A 23129-nucleotide genomic window follows, 5' to 3' on the forward strand; every position below is an offset into this window, starting at 1 on the left:
TTTCCCCGCCTTTTCCCCAATGCCGTTCAGCAGCCTTGACGCAGGAAGGCCCACCCGGCTTTCTGGTGGCCGTCGAAGGCTTTTCCGGTAGCGACCCGCCCGTGCGTCCCGCCATCCTGTTTCCGCTGTTCAAACCGGTCACGGCACTTCCCGGCCTCGGCCCCCGGCTGGGCAAGCTGGTGGAGAAGCTGGCCGGCGCCCATGTGGTCGACCTGCTGTGGCATCTGCCCTGCGGCGTGGTCGACCGCCGCTTCTCGCCGACGATCGCGCAGGCGCCGCATGGGCGCATCGCCACCCTGACCGTGCGCATCGATTCGCACGCGCCGCCGGTGAACCCGCGCCATCCCTACAAGATCCGCTGCACCGACGAGACCGGCGTGCTGGAGCTGGTCTACTTCCATATCCGCGGCGACTGGCTGTCGAAGCAGATCCCCGCCGGCACCACCATGGTGGTTTCCGGCAAGGTGGAGTGGTTCAACGACACCGCCCAGATCACCCACCCCGACGCCGTCGTCCCGGTCGACGCCAAGGAAGATCTGGAACTGGTCGAGCCGGTCTATCCGATGACCGCCGGCCTGCCGGCCAAGACCTTGCGCAAGGCGGTGCGCGCGGCGCTGAACGATGTCCCGCCGCTCGACGAATGGCAGGATCCGGCATGGCTGGCCCGCCGCCAGTGGCCGAGCTGGGCCGAGGCGCTGAAGCGCGCCCACACGCCGGAGGATGAGGGCGACCTCGCCGCCACGGCCCCCATCCGCTGTCGCCTCGCCTATGACGAACTGCTGGCGAACCAGCTCGCCCTGATGCTGGTGCGCGCCAGCCAGCGCCGGCTGGCCGGGCGGGCGACCCAGGGCGACGGCAGCCTGCGCCGCGCCGCGCTCGCGGCGCTGCCCTTCTCCCTGACCGGTTCGCAGGCCGGGTCGCTGGAGGAGATCTATGCCGACATGGCCGCCGAGCGGCGGATGCTGCGGCTTCTCCAGGGCGATGTCGGCAGCGGCAAGACCGTAGTCGCGCTGATGGCGATGCTGAACGCGGTGGAGACCGGCGCCCAGGCCGCGCTGATGGCGCCCACGGAAATCCTCGCCCGTCAGCATGCCGAGAGCCTGGCGCCGCTGTGCAGGGCGGCCGGCGTCGAGATCGGGCTGCTGACCGGGCGCGACAAGGGCAAGGCACGCCAGGCTGTGCTCGACCGGCTGGCCTCCGGCGAACTGCCGCTGCTGGTCGGCACCCATGCCCTGTTCCAGGAGGATGTCGCCTTCAAGGATCTGGCGCTGGCGGTGATCGACGAGCAGCACCGATTCGGCGTCCATCAGCGCCTTCAGCTGTCGGCCAAGGGGCGGGCGGTCGATGTGCTGGTGATGACCGCCACCCCGATCCCGCGCACTCTGACCCTGACCGCCTATGGCGACATGGACGTGTCGCGCCTGACCGAGAAGCCGGAGGGCCGCAAGCCGGTGCAGACCGTCACCATCGCGCTGGACCGGCTGGAGGAGGTCGTCCACGGCATCCAGCGCAAGGTGGCGGAGGGGGCGCGGGTCTATTGGGTTTGCCCGCTGGTCGACGAATCGGAGCAGAGCGACCTCGCCGCCGCGACCGAGCGCCATGCCTTCCTGCGCGCTACCTTCGGCGACCGTGTCGGGCTCGTCCATGGCAAGATGCGGGGGCCCGACAAGGACGCGGTGATGGCCGCCTTCGCCGAAGGCAGCCTGGACGTTCTGGTCGCCACCACGGTGATCGAGGTCGGCGTGAACGTGCCGGAAGCGACGGTGATGGTGATCGAGCATGCCGAACGCTTCGGCCTCGCCCAGCTTCACCAGCTGCGTGGCCGGGTCGGCCGTGGCGAGAAGCCGTCGAGCTGCCTGCTGATGTTCGAGTCGAACCTGACGGAGACGGCGCGGGCACGGCTGAAGACCCTGCGCGACACCGAGGACGGCTTCGTCATCGCCGAGGAGGACTTGCGCCTGCGTGGTGCCGGCGAGGTTCTGGGCACCCGCCAGTCGGGCCTGCCGGGCTTCCGGATGGCCGACCTCGCGGTGCATGGCGACCTGCTGGCGGTGGCGCGCGACGATGCCCGGCTGGTGGTGGAGCGCGACCCCGACCTCGCCAGCCCGCGCGGGGAGGCGCTGCGGACCCTGCTCTACCTCTTCGAACGCGATGCGGCGGCCAAGACCTTGCGGTCGGGCTGATCGCCGTCCAGATCCTCATCGTCGGGATCGGCCGGTATTTCCACCAGGGTGGGGCGGCGGTCGGGCGGGACGACGATGCCGCCGGACATCACCAGCTTCAGCCCATCCTCGACGGTCATGTTCAGCACGGTCACCTCGCGCCGCGGCACCATCGCCAGATAGCCGGCGGTGGGCGGCGCGCAGGGGATGAAGACGTTGACGATGTCGTCGGCTTCGCCGGCCAGCTTCACCTGCACCTCGGGGTGGGCGCTGCCGGTGATGAAGCCCAGCGACCACACGCCGGGGCGCGGATACTGGATCGCCACCACCTCGCGGAAGGCGTTCGACTTCTTGGCCAGCACCGTCTCGAAGATCTGCTTCACCCCGCCATAGACGGAGCGGACGACCGGCATGCGTCCGACCACCCCCTCGCCGACACCGAGCACCAGCCGGCCGACATAGCCGGCGGCGAAGGCGCCGATCAGGGTGACGGCGATGATCACCACCAGAACGCCGATGCCGGGGATCGAGAAGGGCAGGTAGTTTTCCGGATTGTAGACGCTGGGGATCAACGGTCGGATATAGCCGTCGATCAGCGACACGAACCACCATGCGATATAGACGGTGATGGCGATGGGGGCCGTCACCAGGATGCCGGCCAGGAAATAGGCCCGCAGCCGTCCCATCAACCCGATGCCCTCGCGGCGGTGCCGCGCCGGCTCCCCCATCTGGCCTTTCGCCTGGGGCTTGCCCTGGGACTTCGGGTCGGCCTTCACCTCGGCCTTCGGTTCAGTCTGATCTCCGCTCACGCCTGCCCATCCGCCCATCGTCCATCCGCGCCATAGTGGGGCAAGCGCCGTCCGCTCTCAACTGCCGCGTAAGGGAACGCGGGAATTGGGAAAAGCGTCAGCCGACCAGCGAGCTCGCGATCACGGACAGCAGCGTGACGGCCCCGGCGATGGCGGCGCCGTCGACATGGTTGGGGAAGGCGCGCCAGAACTCGTCCTTCGAGACTGGTTCCGGTGCGTCGTATTCGTCCATCGACAGGCCGGCGGCGAGGCTGCCGCAGGTGTGGTCGGCGATGGCGCCCGACAGATGCGCCATGGCGACGGCGAGATAGCAGAACTTCACGAAATCCAGCAGGAAGCCCAGCGTGCTGCTCGCCTCGCCCAGCGGGCTGGCGGTGAAGCCGGTGGCGGCGACCGTGCTCGCCATGGCGATGGCCGCCGCGAAGGGGATCAGGGCGACCGACAGCAGCCGTTGGCGGTCGATGCGGCGGGCGGTGGGCACGGGGAACAGGGTCGGCATGGTCGGCGCTCCGGGCAACGATGGGTTCGGCAAATGGGAAATTCGGCGAGGCGTCACCCCCTTCTGCGCGCTTGGCGTTAACGGAGGGTTGACACCGGCCAATAGTCACAGCGCCTTCCACCTTTGCGCAGGTCACGCTATCCTTCGGGGCAACATACAGTCCGGGGCGAAGCCGGAATCTTCCGCGCCAAAGACCGACATGACGAAACCAGAATGACCAAGCCCGACAGCCCGGCCGATGGGCTGGCCGAGGCATCCGCCGCCGGCCTGGACCGCATCGCGCTGCTTCGACCGCTGTCCGCCGACCAGCGCGCCGCGGTGGCGCGCCAATGCCGCTGGCGCCGCTTCGCTCCCGACGAGCAGCTGATCGACCATTGGGCCGAGACCCGCGACGTCGCCTTCCTGGTCGAAGGGCGGGTGCGGGTGCTTAGCCATTCGGCCGGTGGGCGCGAAATCAGCTTCAACGACATCGAGGCGGGGGAACTGGTGGGGGAAATGTCGGCGCTGGACGGCCGTCCGCGGTCGGCGTCGGTGGTGGCGCTGGGGGAGGGCGCCTTGGTCGCCTTCCTGCCGGCCAAGCCTTTCCAGGCTTTGGTGACCGTCCATCCGGAACTGGCGATGGCGACGATGCTGCGGCTGTGCGACAAGCTACGCGGGGCCACCGACCGCATCATGGAACTGTCGACGCTCGGCGCCAACAACCGCGTCCATGCCGAACTGCTGCGCCTTGCCAAGCGTGGCTCACGCCAGGGTGCCTCGGCGATCATTGCGCCGATTCCCGTCCATTCCGACATCGCCGCCCGCGTCAGCACCACGCGTGAAACCGTCGCCCGCGTTCTGAGCGACCTGACCCGCGACGGGCTGCTGGAACGCCGTCCCGACGCGCTGGTGGTGCGCGACCTGTCACGGCTGGAAATGCTGGTCGAGGATGTCCGCGGCGGCGCCTGAGAGCGCGGGCAGGGAAACGGACCCTGAGAACGGACCCTGAAAAAGAAAAGGCCGCGGCAGCCCGTATGGTCGGGCCGTGCCGCGGTCGCCTTTCAAACCCTCAAGACTTTTTTTGCTTTTTTGTACCGCGATCAGCGGTGCAGAGACCGGACCAGGATCGCCACCGGGGTGGCCAGGGCCCATTCGGTCAGGAACGCGGCAACCGGACGCAGCAGGATCGCCGCGGGCGTGGCCTCGAACCAGTCGGCGGCGAAATCGCGGACCGAATGCTGGGGCTGGGCGTCGCCATGGATGCCATGATCGCCATGATCGCCATGATGAAGGCTGAGGATGCTCATGATCGTCTCCGTCGGCTGAAAATGTCGGAAGGGGTGGCGGGGTGTCAGCGCTTCAGCAGGCCGAGCAGGTAGCCGGCCGGGGTGGCGGCAACCCATTCCTGCAGAAAGGCGCCGACCGGACGCAGGACCAGATAGGCCGGGGTGGCTTCAAACCAGGCCACCGGGAATTCGGCGACGGCATGCAGGGCATCGGTCGAAGCGTGGTGTTCGGTGCCGGGCTGGAAAGTGGTGGTGGTCATCGTTGTCTCCATCGGGCTGTTGAGGAGACTATATACTGGTATACCCAATGCCAAATACGCGGCCTTTGCATTGCTGGATGCTGCAAAAATTACAGCTATACAGAGGTTTCCTTTGGCAAATCGTCATTATACAAACCAATCAGCATTACGAACTATCAACCCACGGCGACGCCTTCCGGACTGTTCGCCCGCATCCCTAGGATGTTCGGCCGACCAACCAACATCTTGACAGTGCTGCCGGAAAAAACGACTTCAGGGGGATGGTTCAGTACATCGGCCCCGATCCGCTCCGCAGTCTCTACGACGCCGTCCAGACGATGCGGCGCGAACCGTCTGCCATTCCCGAGACTTCCCGCACCGGAAAGCTGCTGGCCCAAGGCCGCGCCCGCATGGCGCGCAAGGTGGGAGAGGAAGCGATCGAGGTGGCGATCGAGGCGATGCGCGGCGACCGCGGCGCGCTGGTGATGGAGGCGGCGGACCTGCTGTACAATCTGGTGGTCCTGCTGGCCGACCTCGATGTCGCCCCCGACGAGATCCTGGCGGAACTGCGGCGGCGCGAGCTGGCCTACGGCATAGCCGAGAAGCTGCCGAAATCGGACGACCCCATCAATGGTGTCGCCGCCGGCCATGACAGGCCGCTTTCCCCCAAATCCAATCCGGACAAATCCAGTTCGGACAAGTCCAATTCCGACAAGTCCAATCAGGCCAAACGCTGCAAGCGTTAGGCGGGGTCCGCCTCCCGCGGGAAGACCAGATCGAACCGCGTGCCCACTCCCCTGGCGAAATGGTATTCGCCGCGGATTTGCCGGCTGAAGGCCCGGATCAAATCCATGCCCATCGACCGCCGTCCGGGCGGGGCGGCATCCTCCGGTTCCGGCGCGCCGGTGCCGTCATCCTCGATGGTCAGGTGCAGCGATCCGTCTTCCGCCGTCACCGCGATGTCGATGGTGCCGGAGCAGCGGCCCGTGAAGGCATGCTTGTAGGCGTTCGACACCACCTCGTTCAGGATCAGGGCGAAGGGCACCACGCGGTTCAGGTCGAGGCTGACGGGCTCGACCCGGTGCCTGATGACGATGGTCCGGCCGGGGCGGCTGTGGAAGCTGTTGAGGTGCCCGGCCAGCGCCTCGACGAAATTGTCGAGCCGGACCGCCGACACGCCGGTGGAGCGGTAGATCTGCTCGTGGATCAGACCCATCGTGTTGATGCGCGTCAGGGCTTCGCTGAATGGCGCTTCCAGTTCGGGCGACCGTTGCGCCTGCAACTCCAGCAGGCTGAGAATGACCTGCAGGTTGTTCTTCACCCGGTGATGAATGTCGCGCAGCAGCACTTCCTTGTCGGCAAGTGCCTGATCGAGATGGCGGGTGCGCTCGGCTATGCGCCCCTCCAGCGCCTCGTTGGCGCGGCGCAGCGCCACCTGCGCATTGGCGGCCTGCCGCGACCGGTGCAACGCGATGCCGCCCAGCAGGCCCAGCAGGCCGAGCGCCGGGAAAGCCGTCAGGACATAGGGCAGCACCCGGTCGAGCCAGGCGGCCTCGATGGAGGCGACATCGGTGCCATAGACCACGTAGACGGGCAGGTCGGGCACCTTGCGGCGGGCCAACAACCGCTCCACCCCGTCGGAGGGGGTGACCGCGCGGAAGATGCCGTTCCTGTCGGGGGTGGAGATCAGCTCCGGGAAGCGTCCGATGGCGGCGCTGTCCTCCGGCGCGATCATCGGATTGCGGACCAGCACCTCGCCATCCTCGCGCATCAGCAGGATCACATCGCGGGACCCATGCAGGACCGAACGGTAGAAGTCGGTGAAATAGCTGGGAAGCAGCGAGATCTGCGCCACACCCTGGAACCGGTGGCCGGGCAGCTCCATCCGCCGGCTCAGGGTGAAGACGACCTCCGGCACGATCTTGCCGTTCAGCCGCGGGCCGATGTGAAGCATCGTGCCGGGATTCAGATGGGCGCGGAAATATTCGCGGTCTCCCGCGTTCAGCGGGCGCATCGGCCATTCGTAGCTGCTGGCGCGCACCCGCCCGGTCTCGTCGGTGATCCAATAGGACTGGACCTCCGGCGATTGCGCGGCCATCGCCTTCAGCCGCTCGAACAGCAGGGGAGTGCCGTCGATCCGGTCCCAGCCCAGATCGTCCACCATCCATTCCATGTGCGACAGGGTGGAGGCATGGATGCCCAGCGTCCTGGCCGCATGTTCCTCAAGAACGCGGGCGATGGCGATGCTGCGGTTCTCCGCCTCGGAGATCACTTGGTTGCGATACTGGTAGGCCGAAAACACCAGAAGGGCGCCGGTGAGGAGGAGCGACACCGCCAGCAATGCGCCCACAGCCAGGGACGCCGCCTTGCGCCCCCCCGTTCCGCAACCCGGCTTCCCGCGGCATGTGAGTCCTGTTCGAGGCCGGCAGGGGTCATCGGGGCGAGGTGGTCCTTCCACTAAAGGGGATGGCCTTACAGGAGATGGCCTTAGAGGAGATGGGCTGGGCGCGAGAATAGCTCAACCGTTGCATTCCGTCATCCAACAACCATGTCGGGTTAAGAGTGGATACTATTTCCCCGAATGGTGGGCCTCGTCCAGCCTTCCGCCAGATCGGGTGGCCGTCCGGCATTCACGCCCTGGGGCTTCTGCCGGCGGAGCATCCCCGCAGCATGGACAAAGGAATCCTCCATCCTCTCTCCTGGTGGGCAACCATCCCGTGATCAGTGTCGCACCCGCTCCGTCCTTTGCACAGCTTCCGTTGTGTGTCTGGGCAATGAACTCTTGCAAAACATTGACGAACTGACACAGCGCTGTTCGCTCATATGCGACAAATTGAAACGAATGTTGTCGATTCGTCCGATCTGACTTGGAACAGGCACCGGACGGTGGTTCCATTGTGCTGCGGTGAGGGCGGTCATGCGCAGTGGTGTGGGGGCGGCGGATGATGGGGATGGTCGGTGGGCTGGACGACGAGCTGCTGTTCGGCCCGGAAGACAGCGCCGTAACGGTGGCGACGCCCCAGCGGCCCTCCGGGCTGCCCTGGCCCGTTCTGGTGGTGGACGACGATCCCCAGGTCCATGCCATGACCGCGGTTCTGCTGCGCGACTTTGATTTCGACGGACGCCCGTTCGAGGTGGTGAGCGCGCTGTCGGCGGAGGAGGCGAAGGCGGTCCTCGCCCGGCGGCCGGACCTGCCCATTGCCCTGCTCGACGTGGTGATGGAGACGGAGGATGCCGGCCTGAAACTGGTCCGCCACATCCGGGAGGAACTGGGCAACCACCGCATGCGCATCATCCTGCGCACAGGCCAGCCGGGACAGGCGCCGGAACGCGACGTCATCGTCGGCTATGACATCAACGATTACAAAGCCAAGAGCGAGCTGACCGCCCAGCGTCTTTTCACCACCCTGGTCAGCGCGTTGCGCGCCTGGCGCGACATCGTGACGATCGAGCGCAACAGGCAGGGGCTGGAACGGATCCTCAGCGCATCGGCCCCGCTGTTCGAGATGCGGCCGATGCGCAGCTTCGTCCAACGGCTGGCGGAGCAGATCGCCCGCGTCGTCGATCACGGCGCCGCGCCGGCGGTGCTGGCCTGCCGGCCGGTTGCGCGTGCCGACGGCGGCCTGACCGACGAAATCGTCGCCGGGCTGGGTCCGTTCGCCGACAGCATCGGCATGCCGGTGGGCGACGTCCTGACTGCCACCGCCGCCGCGGAGGTGGCAACTGCGCTCGCCACCCAGTCCAACCTCTACAGTGACGACCATTGCGTCCTGGTTTTCCGCACGCGCGAGCATGGCGTGACTGTCTTCCGGCTGGAACGGACGGAGCCCTATGTCGCCGACGAGCACCGCCTGCTGGAGCTGTTCTGCAACCGCGTCGCCATCGGGTTCGACAATGTCTGCCTGTATGAGGAACTGATGGCGCTGAACCGCTCGCTGGAACAGCGGGTGGAGGATCGCACGCTGGAACTGGCCGCCAACCAGAAGGCGCTGATCCTGGCGAAGGAGCGGGTGGAACGGGCGCTGGAGCGCGAACTGCTGGCGCGCGACCAGCAGCGCCAGTTCCTGGGCATGGTCAGCCACGAATTCCGCACGCCGCTCGCCATCATCGACAGCGCCGCCCAACTGCTGGCGATGCGGGCCGGGCAGGTGGAGCCGGAGATGCTGGAACGGCTGGCGGTGATCCGCGGCAGCGTGCAGCGCCTGACCGGCCTGATCGACTCCCATCTGACCGACGAGCGGCTGCAGAGCAACGCCCTCGTCGTGGAGCGGGCCGAAATCGATCTGCCGGACCTGATCCGCACCGTCGTCCAGCCTTTCCGCGTCGCCTACCCCGACCGCGAGTTCCGGCTGACCTTGGACCGCTTGCCGCCGCGGGCGGAGATCGACGCCAACCTGATCGGTCTGGTGATCAGCAATCTGGTCAACAACGCCCTCAAATATTCCGGACCGGGTGGGCCGATCCTCCTCAGCGGCGACACCGACGGCGCCATGGCGGTGATCGAGGTGACGGACCATGGCCGCGGCATTCCAGAGGTGGAGCTTCCGCGCCTGTTCGACCGCTTCTTCCGCGGGACCGGCGCCTCCGGAGTGCCGGGCACCGGCATCGGGCTGCACACCGTCCAGCAGATCGCCCTGCTGCATGGCGGCGCGGTCGCCGTCGACAGTGTGCCGGGGAAGGGCTCGACCTTCCGGATCGTGGTGCCGGTGTGATGCAACGCGTTGGCGCGCCTGCTTCCATGTCGCCTCTCCGAAAGTCTGTGGCCCTTTGTCATAGGAGGTGACATAGTCGGGCGGAACCCCGGTATCCGTGGAACCTCAGGCTACAGCCATGCTTGCCCAGCAATATGCGTCGATTAAGCGCGATCTCGACGACAAGGGGATCGTGTTCTCTTTCAGCGGTTATTTGTCGGAGGGGATACTTTATTCCCTGGGTGAGGCTCTGCGCGAGAAGATGGCCTTGGAAGCAGCCGACGGACCCACCATCCGCCGTGTCTTCTCCGTCTTCGTCGAGCAGATGCAGAACATCATCCGCTACTCGGCGGAGAAGGTGTCCGGCACCGCCGGCCGCGCGGTGGAACTCAGCGCCGGAATGGTCACCATCGGCATGGAACGCGGCAAGGTCTTCATCGTCTGCGGCAACACCGTGCGCAACAGCGAAGTGCCCCGTCTGAAGGAACGGCTCGACCATCTGAAGAGCCTGGATCGCGACGGCATCAAGACCTACTACCGCGAACAGCTTCGCGAGGAGCCGGACGACGGCAGCCGCGGCGCCACGCTGGGATTGATCGAGATCGCCCGGCGGGCCAGCGATCCCATCGATTACGATTTCAACGCGATGGACGCCGACCGCAGCTTCTTCTGCCTCAAGGTCAGCGTATGAACGTCCGGGCCGAGCACCACGCGATGGGCTGCCTGACCATTCCCGCCACCGGACGGACGCCGGGCGTGTCGTTCGATTTCGCCAGCGGCCATCTGCGGATGACCGGCGAGTCCTATCCCGACGATGTCGCAGCGTTCTTCGGCCCGGTATTCGAGGCGCTGCGCGGCTTTCTCGGCGATCCAGATGGCGGTCCCATCCGCTTCGACATGGAGCTTCTCTACTTCAACAGCTCCAGTGCCAAGGCGCTGATGAACATTTTCCAGATGCTCGAGACGGTGGCCAAGGGCGGGCGGCCGGTGACGCTGACATGGTGCGTCGAGGAGAGTGACGAGTCCATGCGCGAACTGGGCGAGGATTTCGCGGAGGATTTGCGGCACGTCGTCTTCCAGATGCGGGAGATGCCCGCCGGCGGCCCGCCATGAGCTTCAATCTCTTCGCCGCGGAGGAGGAGGCCCTCGCCAAGGCCCGCGCTCTGGAAACGAGGCTGGGCACGCTGGCGCCGGACTGCCTACCCGAATTCCGCGACCTGATCGCCGCCTTTGAGCTCAGCACGCGGGAGCAGCAGCGGCTTGTGCGGGTCAGCGACCGGTTGCAGGCCCAATTGAGCGACGCCATCCACGAGTTGGATCGCCAGCGCAGCGAGGCGGAGGCGGCACTCGATCACCTGCGCGAGGCGCAGGAGGCGATGGTCCAGTCGGAGAAGCTGGCGTCGCTCGGCGCGCTGGTCGCCGGCGTCGCCCATGAGATCAACACGCCGGTCGGCATCGCCGTGTCCTGCGCCTCGCATCTGGCCGACGCCACCCAGGCGATGCGCCGGCGCGCAGACGACGGGACCTTGGGCAAGGCGGAGTTCGCCCGCTACCTCGCGACGGCGGTCGACACCACCGATCTGATCCTCGGCAATTGCGAAAGGGCGTCTCAGTTGATCGCCGGCTTCAAGCAGGTGGCGGTGGACCGCGCCAGCGCGGTCCGGCGAACCGTCAATCTCGCCGCCTATATCCAGGACACGCTGGTCAGCCTTCAGCCCAAGTTCCGGCCATCGGGCCATGCGGTGGCGGTCTATTGCCCCGCCGACCTGGAACTGGACAGCTATCCCGGCGTGCTGTCGCAGATTTTGTCGAATCTGGTGATGAATGCGCTGACCCATGCCTTCGTCGACGGGCAGGCAGGGGGGATGGCGATCACGGTGGATTGTCCGGACGCCGACACCGTCCGCATGTGCTTCGCCGACAATGGCCGCGGCATGAGCGAGGAGCACAGTGCCCGGGTGTTCGAGCCCTTCTTCACCACCAGGCGCGGTCGCGGCGGCAGCGGGCTTGGGCTCCACATCGTCCACAATCTGGTGGTCGGTGTTCTGATGGGCTCGATCACGGTGTTAAGCGCGCCCGACCTGGGCACCAGTTTCACCCTGCAGTTCCCACGCCGGACACCCGACCGCGAACTGCCGGTCGAGGCTCTGACGATGTAGAGCCGGGACTCAGCCCTGGCCCGTCCCGACCACCCGGATCGGGGCGGAGAACACGTAACCGACGCCATGCACCGACTTCAGCGGCGCAGGACCGCCGATGGCGCCCTCCACCTTGTGGCGCAGGCGGCCGACAACGGTGTCGATGGAGCGGTCTTCCGGGTTCCAGCGGCGATTGTACAAGGCCTGCGAGATCTGGTCGCGGGTCGCCGGCTTGCGTGCCTGGGCGGCGAGCAGGCTGGTCAGCTTCATCTCCATGCTGGTCAGGCTGATGCGGATGCCGGCGGGGTTGGTCAGGCTCCATTCCGTCGGGTCCAGCGACCAGCGCGCCTCGTCCGCCCCGTCGCCGGCGGCCTCGCCGGACGCCACACCGTTGGCGGACTGGGCGGCCGACTCCGCGGCGCGCTCGCTCAGCCGCCGCAGCAGCGACTTCACCTGCGCTTCCAGTTCGCGAAGCTCGACCGGCTTCACCAGATAGGCGTCGGCGCCGATCTCCAGCCCGACGATGCGGTCGACCGTCGAACTGCGGGCGGTGACCATGATGATGCCGGCGCCATGATGGTCGCGCAGCCGGGCGGCGATCTTGAACCCATCCTCGTCGGGCAGATTGACATCCAGGATGACGATGGCGGCGGTGCGGGTCTGCAACAGCCGGTCCAGTTCCGTCCCGTCCCGTGCGCCGATGGCATCGAATCCGCAGCTCGACAGATACTCCACCATGTCGGACCGCAAAGAATTCTCATCTTCGACCACGACGATCGTCGGACCGGCCATGCCGTGTTCTCCCTATCACCACTCCAGCGGGTGCAACATACCCCGGAATGCCTAAATTTTAAAACAAACTTGAGAGGTAGCCGCTGCTCCCGCTGCTCCCGCTGCGTGTGCGTCACAACCCGTCACAATATATGACATGTCTGTAACAGATACGCACAATCGGTCCAGGACTTTTACGCCGCCCGGCGGCCGGACCCTGTGCTGGAGACGGCGACTGCGTCCGTCAGCCGCACGCGGAAACCGAACAGGGTGATGTCGTCACGCTGTTCGCGGCCGCACTGGAACCGGTCGAGCGAGCTTTCCACATCGGTCTTCAGACGGTCGAGTGGCGTGTGGGCGCCTTGGCTCAACAGCTCGTGCAGCCTGATTCGGCCAAAGCTGCGTCCCCGCTCCCCGCCATTCTGGTCGACCAGCCCGTCGGTGCTCATCAGGAAGGTCTGGCCGGGCCGCAGGGCAACGCTGTGGTTGGTGAAGGGCGAACTCGGCGCCACCGCCGACCGGCTCTCTGCCGGTCGCGTGAAATGCGCTCGGACGATAGCCCAGGCTGCGGCGGTTGCCCCGCAGTTCCGTCACGCCGCAGTCCACCCCGCCGTCCACGCTGCCGTCCACGCCGCCCTCGGCAACGACCAGCAGCGGGATACGGGCGCCGGCAAAGACCAGTTTGCCCGCGGCCGGCCGGATGTGGCACAGCCCCAGGTCGAGGCCGTTGTCGAAGCAGTCGGCTCCGCCGCGCGCTTCCTCCTCTTGGTGCAGGGCGGCGCGGACCTTGCGGTCGACGGCGGCAAGCACCGCGGCCGGGTCCGCTGCGCCAAGCTGGTCCAGCACATTGTTGAGGATCGCGCTGGCGGTCATGGTCATGAAGGCGCCGGGGACGCCATGGCCGGTGCAGTCGGCCACCGCGACCACGAATCCGTCCTCGACCTCGCGGCAGACATAGAAGTCGCCGCTGACCACGTCGCGCGGGCGCCACAGAACGAAATGTTCGGTCAAGCCGGCCGACAGCGTGCCGGCTGACGGCAGGATGGCCGACTGGATCAGCTGGGCGTAGTTGATGCTGTCCATGATGGCGCGGTTGGTGGCGGCCAGCGCCTCCGTCCGGTCGCGGACCCGGCTTTCCAGGGTGCTGGTGTGGTCCTGCACCGTCGCCGCCATCCGGTTGAAGCCATCGGCAAGCACACCGATCTCGTCGCTCCGCCCGGCATCCATGCGGGCGCCGTATTCTCCGCGCGCCATGGCGCCGGCCAACTGCGTCAGGCGGCGCAGCGGACGCAGAACCATCCGGTTCAGCGTCAGCCCCAGCGCCGCCATCGCCCCCAGCAGCGACAGCAGAAGCAGCCCGGCGACCGGGATCAGCGCATCCAGCGTGGCTTGCCGCACCTCGGCCGTCGAATAGGCGATGCTGAGATGCCCGACCGTCTGCACCCGCCCTTCACGCCCGTGCAGAAGGATGGGGCGTTCGACGGTGACGATGCCGTCGGTATCCTCGGCCTTTCCTGTGGTTTTTCCGACCACGGTCCGTGCCAGCGGTTGCTCCCGGTCCGTCTCGAAGACGGAAATGGAGAGGATCGCCGGATCGCGGGCGGTCAGCGCCTCGATCATGCGCTGGGCGCTGCGGTTGTCCATTTCCCAGACGAAGCCGCTGAGCGCGTCGGCCTGGGTGGCGGCGACCAGCTCGGCCCGCCGCAGCAGATCCTGATGGCGCTGTCCTTCGACGATCTGCGCCGACAGCAGCATCGCGATGGTGCCGATGCTTGCCGTCGTCAGCAGGATGGCCCCGGCCACCCGCGCAAGCAGGGAGGATCGCCGTTTCAAGACAGGATTCCGCTGCGCCGCCAGAGGGTTTCCAGGCGCCCGTCCGCCTCCAGACGGTCGAGCAGCGCATTGAGCCAGCCGGTGGTGAGCGCCGCACCGTGCCGGATCAGGATGGTGTGCTCGTAAATCTGATCGGTGCGGTCGGAGACCAGGATCTGCCGGGCCAGATCCGGTTCGCGCTGCAGGAAACGGGTCAGGAAGGATCGGGTGACGATGGCCAGGTCGGCCCGCCCGGCGACGACGCTGCGGACATTGCCCTCATGCGTCACCGTGACGCGGGTGCGATAGCGCTGCTCCAGCCGCTTGGGGTCGGCATCGAAGCCGGCGAAGGCATAGTGATAGCCGAGCCGTCCGAGAATCGTCTTCCCGTTCAGATCGTCGAAATAATTCTGGTCGATCCCCGGCGCCGCCCTGGCGATGAACACCTCCGCGTCGCGCAGAAAGGGGCGGGTGGCGTCGACCGGACGGTCCTGCCAGCCCCAATTGCGGCACTCGAAGGCGATCATGTCGAACCGCCCCTGTTCCAGATCCTCGTAACGGCGCTGCGGGGCGGTCCTGACCGTCTCGAACCGGAATTCACCCTGCGCGCCGTTCAGCAGTTCCAGAAAGTCGCGGGTGATGCCGCCGCCGGTTTCGTCGACATAGGGCGGGAACTCATAGGCGCCGACCTGGACGACCGTGGCCGTCGCGTGTGCCGGGGCCGGCCGAAACCCGAGGAGCGGAAAGCTGCAGAGAAAGGGCAAGGCGGTTCCAAGAACCGTCCGGCGGGATATCGGCCCCGACATTGCGCCCCTCTCGTGCTACCTCGAACAGAACAGGGCTAGTCTACCCCGGTATGCACTCACCCCGCAATGCGGGACATTTCCTTATCAAGTCCGGGCAGATATTCGTTCCGGCTCGGTAACTTTCTCTCGGGGTCTTAAGCCGCCTCGGTGGCCCTTTCCGTCTGGGCGTCGGCCAGCGCGGCAATCTCGCCGCCGGTCAGGGTCTCGCGCTCCAGCAGGGCCTGGGCGATGCCGTCCAGGGCGGAGCGGTCGGTGCGCAGCAGGCGGCGGGCATGGTCCATGCCTTCGTCGGTGATGCGCCGGACCTCCTCATCGATGCGCCATGCCGTCCGTTCGGACCGGGCTCCGGGCTCCGCCGCCGCATGGGCGACGAAGCCGATCTCCTCGCTCATTCCCCAGGCGGTGACCATCCGCCGCGCCAGGTCGGTGGCGGCACGGAAGTCGGCCTCGGCCCCGGTGGTGACCTGATCGGCGCCGAAGGCGATCTCTTCCGCCGCGCGGCCGGCCATTGCGACGGCGATGTCGGCCATCAGCTTGGCGCGCGAGACCGAGACGCGGTCGCCCTCCGGCAGACGCACCACCATGCCCAGCGCGCCGCCGCGCGGGATGATGGTGGCCTTGTGGATCGGGTCGGCCTGCGGGCAGCGCAGCGACACCAGCGCGTGGCCGGCCTCATGCACCGCGATCAGCCGCCGCTCGTGCGCCGTCAGGGCGAGGCTGCGGCGCTCGGTGCCCATCAGCACGCGGTCCTTGGCGGCCTCGTAATCGGCCATGGTGACGATGACGCGGCCCTGGCGCGCCGCCGACAGCGCCGCCTCGTTGGTCAGGTTGGCCAACTCCGCGCCGGAGAAGCCCGGCGTGCCGCGCGCCACCGTGCGGGCGCAGACGTCGGGGGCCAGCGTCAGGCGCCCGGCATGAACGCCGAGGATGGCCTCGCGCCCGGCAACGTCGGGCAGGCTGACATGGATGTGGCGGTCGAAGCGGCCGGGGCGCAGCACGGCGGGGTCCAGCATCTCCGACCGGTTGGTGGCGGCGATCACCACCACCTCGCCACCCTCGACGATGCCGTCCATCTCGACCAGCAGCTGGTTCAGCGTCTGCTCGCGCTCGGAATGGCTGGTCAATTCGCCGCGCTTGCCGGCCAGCGCGTCGATCTCGTCGATGAACAGGATGCAGGGGGCGTTGGCACGGGCGGTCTTGAACAGGCTGCGCACGCGCGCAGCACCCAGCCCGACGAACATCTCGACGAAATCCGATCCCGACGCGGCGAAGAAGGGGACGCCGGCCTCGCCCGCCGCCGCCTTGGCCAGCATGGTCTTGCCGGTACCGGGCGGGCCGACCAGCAGGATGCCCTTCGGCACGCGCGCACCGGCCATGGCGAAGCGGCGCGGGTCCTTCAGGAACTGTACCGTCTCGCGCAGCTCCTCCTTGGCCTCGTCCACGCCGGCCACGTCGGCGAAGACGGTCTTGGTGTCCTCCGGCCGCACGCGGGTGGCGCGGCCCATGCCGAAGAACTGCCCGCCGCTCATCAGCAGCCCGCCGATCAGCAGCGCCACCACCACGAAGGGAGCGGTACGGTCCAGCACGCCCACCGTCTGCGCCATCAGCCCGCCGGGACCCTCGTCGAAGGCGATGGCGACCTTGTGGGCCCGCATCTCCTTCAGCAGATCGTCGGTCACCGGCATGACGACACGGTAGCGGCTGCCGTCCGTACCGACCGCATGGCCGGTGCCGTTGGCGAAGGTGATCGAGCCGAGTTCGCCGCGCCCGGCCTGTTCGATCAGCGCGCTGTAGGTGGCCGGCCGTTCATCCGCCCGCTGGTGGTGATCGTACCAGGCGGCGAAGCCGAGCCACACGGCAAGCAGGGCGGCCAGGACAGCAAGTGCGATCAACGGGCGTTTCGGCAGCGTGGGCATGTCGGCTCCGCAAAGGGAAAAGGACTGGCTTTCGATCTATGCCATTGATGCTGGAGGGCAGGGCATGGCGGCAACCGATAAGGCCCCGCGTCTCTTCTTTGACACCGTAAGCGGTGCATTTCCGGAATGGCTCCTTTCGGATTCTACGGAGATCTCAATCGGTTGCCGATAGGCTTCTCTTCGGACAGTATGGTCCTCCAACCAAAGCATACCGCCCGAACGATAAGGACCACACCGACATGGCCGAGGCCGCCGCCGCGGCGCCCGCCCTCCAGCTGGAAGGCGTGACCTGCACCTTTCCCTCACCCGACGGCCGGGGACGTTCCTACACCGCCGTCCAGGGCGCCAGCTTCACCGTGGCCGACGGGGAGTTCGTGTCGATCGTCGGCCCGACCGGCAGCGGCAAATCGACGATGCTCAACGTCGCCGCCGGCCTGCTGAAGCCCAGCGAGGGCCGCGCGCTCTCCTTCGGGCAGCCGGTGACCGGCATCAATCCCAAGGCCGGCTACATGTTCCAGGCCGAGGCGCTGATGCCCTGGAAGTCGGCGCTCGACAATGTCGCCGCCGGGCTGGAGTTCCGCGGCGTGTCGAAGGCGGAGGCGCGGGAGCGCGCGCTGCCCTGGCTGTCGCGCGTCGGGCTGGAAGGGTTCGGCAACCGCTTTCCGCACCAGCTTTCCGGCGGCATGCGCAAGCGCGTGGCGCTGGCCCAGACGCTGATCGTCGATCCGAAGATCATCCTGATGGACGAGCCTTTCTCGGCGCTCGACGTCCAGACCCGCCAGATGATGGAGAACGAGCTGCTCGACCTGTGGGCGGCCGACCGCAAGTCGGTGGTCTTCATCACCCACGACCTGGAGGAGGCCATCGCCATGTCCGACCGGGTGCTGGTGCTGTCTGCCGGGCCGGGATCGCGGCTGATCGGCGAATACCGCATCGGCCTCGACCGGCCGCGCGACGTGGCGGAAATCCGCATGACCCCGCAGTTCCTCGCCTTGCACCAGGAGATCTGGGCGCAACTGCGCGACGAGGTGCTGAAGGGCTACGCCCAGACCAAGCTGCGGTGACGACATCATGAGATCCCACGCCAAACGCCTGCCCAGCCGTCCGGTCATCCTGCTGCTGCAGCTGGCTGTCCTGATCGCTTTCTTCCTGATCTGGCATGTCCTGACAGACACCAAGATCCTCAGCCCCTTCTTCTTCGGCACGCCGGGGGCGGTGCTGGCCCGCACCTGGGCCGACTTCGCGTCGGGCGTCATCTGGTACCATCTCGGCATCACGCTGCTGGAGACCGCGCTGGCCTTCATCATCGGCACGGTGGCCGGCATCGCCTTCGGCTTCTGGTTCGCCCGCGCGCCGTTGGTCTCCGTCGTCTTCGACCCCTACATCAAGGCGGTCAACGCGCTGCCCCGCGTGGTGCTGGCGCCGATCTTCGCGCTGTGGCTCGGGCTCGGCATCTGGTCGAAGGTGGCGCTGGGGGTGACGCTGGTCTTCTTCATCGTCTTCTTCAACGTCTACCAGGGCGTGAAGGAGGTCAGCCCGGTGGTGCTGTCCAACGCCCGCATGCTGGGCGCCAGCTCCCGCGACCTGTTCCGCCATGTCTATCTGCCCTCGGCCCTGTCCTGGGTCTTCTCCTCACTGCACACCGCCGTCGGCTTCGCCATGGTCGGCGCGGTGGTGGGCGAGTATCTGGGCTCCGCCGCCGGACTCGGCTACCGCATCCATCAGGCGGAAGGCGTGTTCGACACGGTCGGCGTCTTCTCCGGCATGCTGGTGCTGACGATCTTCGTCGTCCTGATCGATGCCGCCGTCACCATGATCGAGAAACGGCTTTTGCACTGGCGCCCGCAGGACACCGGCGCCGGGCAGCATTGAAATTCAAAAGGGAGGAAACCCATGAAACTCAAATCGCTGATCGCGGCCGCCGCGGTCGCTCTCACTCTTGGGACGGCCGGGCTGGCCGCAGCCCAGCAGAAACTCGAAAAGACCGACATCAAGATCGCCGTCGGCGGCAAGCCGCTGCTTTATTACCTCCCGCTGACGCTGGCCGAGCGGCTGGGCTATTTCAAGGACGCCGGGCTTAACGTTGAGGTCAGCGACTTCGGCGGCGGGGCCAAGAGCCTCCAGGCCCTCGTCGGCGGCTCCGCCGATGTCGTGACCGGCGCCTACGACCACACCATCCAGATGCAGGCCAAGGGCCAGCCCATCGTCGCGGTGACGCAGCTCGGCCGCTATCCCGGCATCGTGCTGGCGTCGGTCAACAAGTCCGGCACCGTCAAGTCGGTGCAGGACCTGAAGGGCAAGAAGGTCGGCGTCACCGCTCCCGGCTCCTCGACCAACTTCATGCTGAACCATGTGCTGACTTCGCTCGGCTTGAAGCCTGAGGATGCCTCGGTCATCGGCGTCGGCGGCGGCCCCAGCGCCATCGCGGCGATCAAGCGCGGCGAGATCGACGCCATCGTCAATCTCGACCCGGTGATCAGCCAGGCCCAGGCCGACGGCGACATCACCATCCTGGCCGACACCCGGACCGAGAAGGGCACGATGGACGTCTATGGCGGCCCCTATCCCGCCGCCGTGCTCTACATGAAGCCGGACTTCATCAAGGAGAACCCGAAGACCACCCAGGCGCTGGCCGACGTCTTCGTCCGCACCATGCTGTGGCTGAACAAGGCCAGCACGGACGACGTGCTGAAGGTGCTGCCGGAGGAGTATTTCCTGGGCAACAAGTCGCTCTACGCCCAGGCCTTCGAGCATTCCAAGCCGACCTACTCGCCGGACGGCCGCTTCACCCAGGAGGGTGCCGACGCGGCCCTGAAGGTGCTGAAGGCCTTCGACCCGGCGGTTGCGTCCGCCAGCATCGACCTGTCCAAAACCTACACCAACCAGTATGTCGAGGATGCACTGAAGCGCCTCCAGAACTGAGTCGCCGGGCTCGCTCCGGAATACCCATAGGAAAAATGTGGGCGCGGCATTCTGTCGCGCCCTTTTCATGCTGCGCCGCCGTTAGACTGGACGAAATCGGTCCTGATTGCTCCCGGATCAGGACCGCCCATCCAGCAGCGGAGTGTCCCATGGCCGAAGTGATTTTCTACGGACTGGCCGGTTGCCCGGCGAACGCCAAGCAGAAACAGCAGTTGGCCGCCGCCGGCCACACGCTGGTGGACCGCGACCTCGCCACTGCCGACCTGACTGCCGCGGAACTGCGTGCCTTCTTTGGCGGCAAGGAGGTCGATGCCTGGTTCAACCGCCGTGCCGCCGCGGTGAAATCCGGTGCCGTGACGCCCGGCGCCCTCGACGAGCCCGCCGCGCTGGCGGCGATGCTGGCCGACCGCGACCTGATCCGCCGTCCGCTGATCCAGGTCGGCGACCGCCGCGAGGCCGGTTTCGACCCCACCACTCTCCACGGCTGGATCGGCCTGACCTCCGCCGAAAGCTGCGACGACAAGCATGCCCGCGGCCAGTGCGACCACGGACACCAGCATTTCGTCAAGGCGCCGGCAGCCTGAGGCTGCTTACTCCGGCGGCACTTCGCGCGGCTTGCGGTCCTCGCCGATGGCGACATAGGTGAACATGCCCTCCGTCACCTTAATCGGGTCGGAGCCGGACCGTTCGCGCCGCACCCAGGTTTCGACGCGGATGCGGATCGAGGTGCGGCCGACCTTTTCGATCCGGGCGAAGCAGCTGACCTCGTCACCGACGAAGACCGGCTTGTGGAAGGTCATCGCCTCGATCCCGACGGTGGCGACGCGGCCATGGCTGCGCCGCACCGCCACCGTCCCGCCGGCCAGATCCATCTGCGCCAGCAGCCATCCGCCGAAGATGTCGCCGTTCGGATTGGTGTCCGCCGGCATCGCGATGGCCCGCAGGGCAGGGCCGTTGTCGAAGTCATATCCGTCCGCTGCGCTCATGCTTCCTCCGGCGTCAAAAAAATTTCGCCCACAAAACCATGTGGCGACGCAGTATAAGCGGCCCAGGATGCGCTTGCGCACCCCTGACGAAATTCCTATCATCCCGTCATGAGCGATCTTTTCGAGAACACGGCCCCCAAGGCCGACAGCTATTCCGCCCAGGACATCGAGGTTCTGGAGGGGCTGGAGCCTGTCCGGCGCCGGCCGGGCATGTATATCGGCGGCACCGACGACCGCGCGCTGCACCATCTGGTGGCCGAGGTCCTGGACAACGCCATGGACGAGGCGGTGGCCGGACATGCCAGCCGAATCGACCTGGAGCTGACCGCCGACTATACGGTGATGGTGCGCGACAACGGGCGCGGCATCCCCATCGACGACCACCCGAAATATCCGGGCAAGTCGGCGCTGGAGGTCATCATGACCACGCTGCACTCCGGCGGCAAATTCTCCAACAAGGTCTACCAGACCTCGGGCGGCCTGCACGGCGTCGGCCTGTCGGTGGTCAACGCTCTGTCGGACCGGCTGACCGTCGAGATCGCCCGCGAAAAGCAGCTCTACGTGCAGGAATACAGCCGCGGCCTGCCGCAGGGGCCGCTGGCCCATCGCGGCAACGTCAACCGGCGCGGCACCACCATCCGCTTCCACGCCGACCCGGAAATCTTCGGCGAGACCGCTCATTTCGAACCGCACCGGCTGTACCGGCTGGCGCGCTCCAAGGCCTATCTCTACCGCGGCGTGGAGATCCGGTGGAGCTGCGATCCGGCCCTGCTGTCGGTCGACGCCACCACCCCGGCCTCGGAAACGCTGCATTTCCCCGGCGGCCTTCAGGATTACCTGACCGCCGCGCTGAAGGACCGCAAGACGCTGACGCGCTTGCCCTTCTCCGGAGCGCTCGACTTCCCCAACGGCCAGGGCCGGGTGGAATGGGCGGTGGCGTGGCCCGACGATGACGAAGGCTTCTCGCACACCTACTGCAACACCGTGCCGACCCCGCAGGGCGGCACGCGCGAGGCCGGCCTGCGCACCGCGCTGACCCGCGGCCTGAAGGCCTATGGCGAGCTGACCAATAACAAGCGGGCCGGACAGGTCACCGCCGACGACGTGATGGGCGACGCCTGCGTCCTGCTGTCCGTCTTCATCCGTGAACCGCATTTCCAGGGCCAAACCAAGGAAAAGCTGGTGACGGCGGAGGCGCAGCGCCTCGTCGAGACCGCGGTGAAGGACCATTTCGACCATTGGCTGTCCGGCGATCCCCAGAGCGCCAACGGCCTGCTGGAACGGCTGATCGAAAAGGCCGAGGAGCGGGCGCGGCGCAAGCAGTCCAAGGAGATGACGCGCAAGTCGGCGACCCGCCGCCTGCGCCTGCCCGGCAAGCTGGCCGACTGCTCGCGCAACTCGCCCGAGGGCACCGAGCTGTTCCTGGTGGAGGGCAATTCGGCCGGCGGTTCCGCCAAGCAGGCCCGCCAGCGCGAGACCCAGGCGATCCTGCCGCTCCGCGGCAAGATCCTGAACGTCGCCAGCGCGTCGGTCGACAAGATGAAGGCCAACCAGGAGCTGAACGACCTGACCCAGGCGCTCGGCTGCGGCATCGGCAAGGATTTTTCGACCGACAAGCTGCGCTACGAGCGGGTCATCATCATGACCGACGCCGACGTCGACGGCGCCCACATCGCCTCGCTGCTGATGACCTTCTTCTACCGCGAGATGCCGGGGCTGATCCAGGAGGGCCACCTCTACCTTGCCCTGCCGCCGCTCTACCGTCTCAGCCACGGCAACAAGCAGGTCTATGCCCGCGACGACGCCCACAAGGACGAGCTGCTGTCGAAGATGTTCAAGGGCAAGAAGCCCGACATCAGCCAATTCAAGGGCCTGGGCGAGATGATGCCGGCCCAGCTGCGCGACACGACGATGGACCCGTCCAAGCGTTCGCTGCTGCGCGTGGTCGTGCCCAACGCCGCCGACCCGGAGGAAAAGCCGGAATGCGAGCGCACGCGGTCGCTGGTCGAGGATCTGATGGGCAAGCGTCCGGAGCTGCGCTTCAAGTTCATCCAGGATAACGCCAAGTTCGTGAAGGCTGACGACATCGACGTGTGACGGGGGGAGGGTTAAC

Annotated in this window: 22 protein-coding genes and 1 pseudogene; 12 read left to right on the top strand and 11 right to left on the bottom strand. The window is 67.0% G+C overall.

Annotated features, from left to right (window positions below):
- Positions 1-101 precede the first annotated feature (101 nt).
- Positions 102-2183, top strand: coding sequence for an ATP-dependent DNA helicase RecG (gene recG, locus ACWPN3_RS15620; RefSeq protein WP_492261560.1), 2082 nt, complete (start codon positions 102-104; stop codon positions 2181-2183).
- On the opposite strand, the gene ACWPN3_RS15625 is transcribed toward recG, so the two are convergent.
- Both ACWPN3_RS15625 and ACWPN3_RS15630 read right to left on the bottom strand, forming a co-directional pair.
- Positions 2135-2971: a DUF502 domain-containing protein gene (locus tag ACWPN3_RS15625; RefSeq protein ID WP_492240422.1), complete on the bottom strand. Its 837-nt coding sequence runs from the start codon at positions 2969-2971 to the stop codon at positions 2135-2137. The genes recG and ACWPN3_RS15625 overlap by 49 nt on opposite strands.
- Positions 2972-3068: 97 nt before the next feature.
- The gene (locus ACWPN3_RS15630) at positions 3069-3470 is read right to left on the bottom strand and encodes a hypothetical protein (protein ID WP_109447431.1); all 402 of its coding nucleotides are present in this window, start codon (positions 3468-3470) and stop codon (positions 3069-3071) included.
- Between the two features lie 213 nt (positions 3471-3683).
- On the opposite strand from ACWPN3_RS15630, the gene ACWPN3_RS15635 reads away from it, so the two are divergent.
- A complete protein-coding gene (locus ACWPN3_RS15635) occupies positions 3684-4418 on the top strand; it encodes a Crp/Fnr family transcriptional regulator (protein ID WP_492240423.1) in 735 nt (244 codons plus the stop codon).
- 131 nt (positions 4419-4549) lie between these two features.
- On the opposite strand, the gene ACWPN3_RS15640 is transcribed toward ACWPN3_RS15635, so the two are convergent.
- The gene (locus ACWPN3_RS15640) at positions 4550-4756 is read right to left on the bottom strand and encodes a hypothetical protein (protein ID WP_492240424.1); all 207 of its coding nucleotides are present in this window, start codon (positions 4754-4756) and stop codon (positions 4550-4552) included.
- A gap of 44 nt (positions 4757-4800) precedes the next feature.
- Positions 4801-4995 carry a hypothetical protein gene (locus ACWPN3_RS15645; RefSeq protein ID WP_247873041.1) on the bottom strand — a complete coding sequence of 65 codons (195 nt, stop codon included), beginning with the start codon at positions 4993-4995 and terminating at the stop codon, positions 4801-4803.
- A gap of 260 nt (positions 4996-5255) precedes the next feature.
- Between ACWPN3_RS15645 and hisE the strand changes: the two genes are divergently transcribed.
- The gene (gene hisE / locus ACWPN3_RS15650) at positions 5256-5720 is read left to right on the top strand and encodes a phosphoribosyl-ATP diphosphatase (protein WP_492240425.1); all 465 of its coding nucleotides are present in this window, start codon (positions 5256-5258) and stop codon (positions 5718-5720) included.
- On the opposite strand, the gene ACWPN3_RS15655 is transcribed toward hisE, so the two are convergent.
- Entirely contained in the window at positions 5717-7306 is a 1590-nt protein-coding gene (locus ACWPN3_RS15655) for a sensor histidine kinase (protein ID WP_492240426.1), read from the bottom strand. The two genes, hisE and ACWPN3_RS15655, sit on opposite strands and share 4 nt — an antisense overlap.
- Before the next feature lie 619 nt (positions 7307-7925).
- Here ACWPN3_RS15655 and ACWPN3_RS15660 point away from each other — a divergent pair.
- From ACWPN3_RS15660 to ACWPN3_RS15675, 4 genes are all read left to right on the top strand, one after another.
- Positions 7926-9686 (top strand): hybrid sensor histidine kinase/response regulator, encoded by a 1761-nt coding sequence (locus tag ACWPN3_RS15660; protein WP_492261561.1) that lies wholly within the window; start codon positions 7926-7928, stop codon positions 9684-9686.
- A gap of 118 nt (positions 9687-9804) precedes the next feature.
- On the top strand, positions 9805-10356 hold the full coding sequence (locus ACWPN3_RS15665; RefSeq protein ID WP_109447419.1) for a SiaB family protein kinase: 552 nt from the start codon (positions 9805-9807) through the stop codon (positions 10354-10356).
- Positions 10353-10778, top strand: coding sequence for a DUF1987 domain-containing protein (locus ACWPN3_RS15670; protein WP_492240429.1), 426 nt, complete (start codon positions 10353-10355; stop codon positions 10776-10778). Before ACWPN3_RS15665 ends, ACWPN3_RS15670 begins: the two co-directional genes overlap by 4 nt.
- Positions 10775-11824 (top strand): sensor histidine kinase, encoded by a 1050-nt coding sequence (locus tag ACWPN3_RS15675; RefSeq protein ID WP_492240431.1) that lies wholly within the window; start codon positions 10775-10777, stop codon positions 11822-11824. Before ACWPN3_RS15670 ends, ACWPN3_RS15675 begins: the two co-directional genes overlap by 4 nt.
- A 9-nt stretch (positions 11825-11833) precedes the next feature.
- On the opposite strand, the gene ACWPN3_RS15680 is transcribed toward ACWPN3_RS15675, so the two are convergent.
- The 5 genes and pseudogenes from ACWPN3_RS15680 to ftsH form a co-directional block, all read right to left on the bottom strand.
- Positions 11834-12595 carry a response regulator transcription factor gene (locus ACWPN3_RS15680; RefSeq protein WP_109447415.1) on the bottom strand — a complete coding sequence of 254 codons (762 nt, stop codon included), beginning with the start codon at positions 12593-12595 and terminating at the stop codon, positions 11834-11836.
- Between the two features lie 173 nt (positions 12596-12768).
- Positions 12769-13086 (bottom strand): PP2C family protein-serine/threonine phosphatase, encoded by a 318-nt coding sequence (locus ACWPN3_RS15685; RefSeq protein WP_492261562.1) that lies wholly within the window; start codon positions 13084-13086, stop codon positions 12769-12771.
- 181 nt (positions 13087-13267) lie between these two features.
- A pseudogene (locus ACWPN3_RS15690) lies at positions 13268-14329 on the bottom strand (HAMP domain-containing protein); the annotation flags it as partial.
- A 74-nt stretch (positions 14330-14403) separates the two neighbouring features.
- Positions 14404-15150 carry a substrate-binding periplasmic protein gene (locus ACWPN3_RS15695; RefSeq protein WP_492240435.1) on the bottom strand — a complete coding sequence of 249 codons (747 nt, stop codon included), beginning with the start codon at positions 15148-15150 and terminating at the stop codon, positions 14404-14406.
- A 176-nt stretch (positions 15151-15326) separates the two neighbouring features.
- Positions 15327-17108 carry an ATP-dependent zinc metalloprotease FtsH gene (ftsH, locus tag ACWPN3_RS15700; RefSeq protein WP_492261563.1) on the bottom strand — a complete coding sequence of 594 codons (1782 nt, stop codon included), beginning with the start codon at positions 17106-17108 and terminating at the stop codon, positions 15327-15329.
- Positions 17109-17347: 239 nt separating this feature from the next.
- Here ftsH and ACWPN3_RS15705 point away from each other — a divergent pair, with 239 nt between their 5' ends.
- The 4 genes from ACWPN3_RS15705 to ACWPN3_RS15720 are packed head-to-tail and all read left to right on the top strand — an operon-like array spanning position 17348 to position 20614.
- Positions 17348-18172 (top strand): ABC transporter ATP-binding protein, encoded by an 825-nt coding sequence (locus tag ACWPN3_RS15705; RefSeq protein WP_109447407.1) that lies wholly within the window; start codon positions 17348-17350, stop codon positions 18170-18172.
- Positions 18173-18179: 7 nt separating this feature from the next.
- A complete protein-coding gene (locus ACWPN3_RS15710; protein WP_492240437.1) occupies positions 18180-18980 on the top strand; it encodes an ABC transporter permease in 801 nt (266 codons plus the stop codon).
- A gap of 21 nt (positions 18981-19001) precedes the next feature.
- Positions 19002-20030, top strand: coding sequence for an ABC transporter substrate-binding protein (locus ACWPN3_RS15715; RefSeq protein WP_492240438.1), 1029 nt, complete (start codon positions 19002-19004; stop codon positions 20028-20030).
- A gap of 35 nt (positions 20031-20065) precedes the next feature.
- Positions 20066-20614 (top strand): ArsC/Spx/MgsR family protein, encoded by a 549-nt coding sequence (locus tag ACWPN3_RS15720; protein WP_492261564.1) that lies wholly within the window; start codon positions 20066-20068, stop codon positions 20612-20614.
- Positions 20615-20620: 6 nt separating this feature from the next.
- On the opposite strand, the gene ACWPN3_RS15725 is transcribed toward ACWPN3_RS15720, so the two are convergent.
- Positions 20621-21016, bottom strand: a complete 396-nt coding sequence (locus ACWPN3_RS15725; protein WP_109447399.1) for an acyl-CoA thioesterase — start codon at positions 21014-21016, stop codon at positions 20621-20623.
- Positions 21017-21124: 108 nt separating this feature from the next.
- Between ACWPN3_RS15725 and parE the strand changes: the two genes are divergently transcribed.
- A complete protein-coding gene (gene parE / locus ACWPN3_RS15730) occupies positions 21125-23113 on the top strand; it encodes a DNA topoisomerase IV subunit B (protein ID WP_492261565.1) in 1989 nt (662 codons plus the stop codon).
- The last annotated feature ends 16 nt before the right edge of the window (positions 23114-23129 follow it).

It is taken from the genome of Azospirillum sp. UENF 111221, from assembly GCF_058780625.1.

Coding starts and splice junctions, on each gene's coding strand:
- ACWPN3_RS15660 (WP_492261561.1), top strand. CDS start 7,926: ATGGTCGGTGGGCTGGACGACGAGCTGCTGTTCGGCCCGGAAGACAGC.
- ACWPN3_RS15675 (WP_492240431.1), top strand. CDS start 10,775: ATGAGCTTCAATCTCTTCGCCGCGGAGGAGGAGGCCCTCGCCAAGGCC.
- ACWPN3_RS15710 (WP_492240437.1), top strand. CDS start 18,180: ATGAGATCCCACGCCAAACGCCTGCCCAGCCGTCCGGTCATCCTGCTG.
- ACWPN3_RS15720 (WP_492261564.1), top strand. CDS start 20,066: ATGTGGGCGCGGCATTCTGTCGCGCCCTTTTCATGCTGCGCCGCCGTT.
- ACWPN3_RS15635 (WP_492240423.1), top strand. CDS start 3,684: ATGACCAAGCCCGACAGCCCGGCCGATGGGCTGGCCGAGGCATCCGCC.
- ACWPN3_RS15640 (WP_492240424.1), bottom strand. CDS start 4,756: ATGAGCATCCTCAGCCTTCATCATGGCGATCATGGCGATCATGGCATC.
- ftsH (WP_492261563.1), bottom strand. CDS start 17,108: ATGCCCACGCTGCCGAAACGCCCGTTGATCGCACTTGCTGTCCTGGCC.
- parE (WP_492261565.1), top strand. CDS start 21,125: ATGAGCGATCTTTTCGAGAACACGGCCCCCAAGGCCGACAGCTATTCC.
- ACWPN3_RS15670 (WP_492240429.1), top strand. CDS start 10,353: ATGAACGTCCGGGCCGAGCACCACGCGATGGGCTGCCTGACCATTCCC.
- ACWPN3_RS15705 (WP_109447407.1), top strand. CDS start 17,348: ATGGCCGAGGCCGCCGCCGCGGCGCCCGCCCTCCAGCTGGAAGGCGTG.
- ACWPN3_RS15645 (WP_247873041.1), bottom strand. CDS start 4,995: ATGACCACCACCACTTTCCAGCCCGGCACCGAACACCACGCTTCGACC.
- ACWPN3_RS15715 (WP_492240438.1), top strand. CDS start 19,002: ATGAAACTCAAATCGCTGATCGCGGCCGCCGCGGTCGCTCTCACTCTT.
- ACWPN3_RS15725 (WP_109447399.1), bottom strand. CDS start 21,016: ATGAGCGCAGCGGACGGATATGACTTCGACAACGGCCCTGCCCTGCGG.
- hisE (WP_492240425.1), top strand. CDS start 5,256: ATGGTTCAGTACATCGGCCCCGATCCGCTCCGCAGTCTCTACGACGCC.
- ACWPN3_RS15665 (WP_109447419.1), top strand. CDS start 9,805: ATGCTTGCCCAGCAATATGCGTCGATTAAGCGCGATCTCGACGACAAG.
- ACWPN3_RS15680 (WP_109447415.1), bottom strand. CDS start 12,595: ATGGCCGGTCCGACGATCGTCGTGGTCGAAGATGAGAATTCTTTGCGG.
- ACWPN3_RS15630 (WP_109447431.1), bottom strand. CDS start 3,470: ATGCCGACCCTGTTCCCCGTGCCCACCGCCCGCCGCATCGACCGCCAA.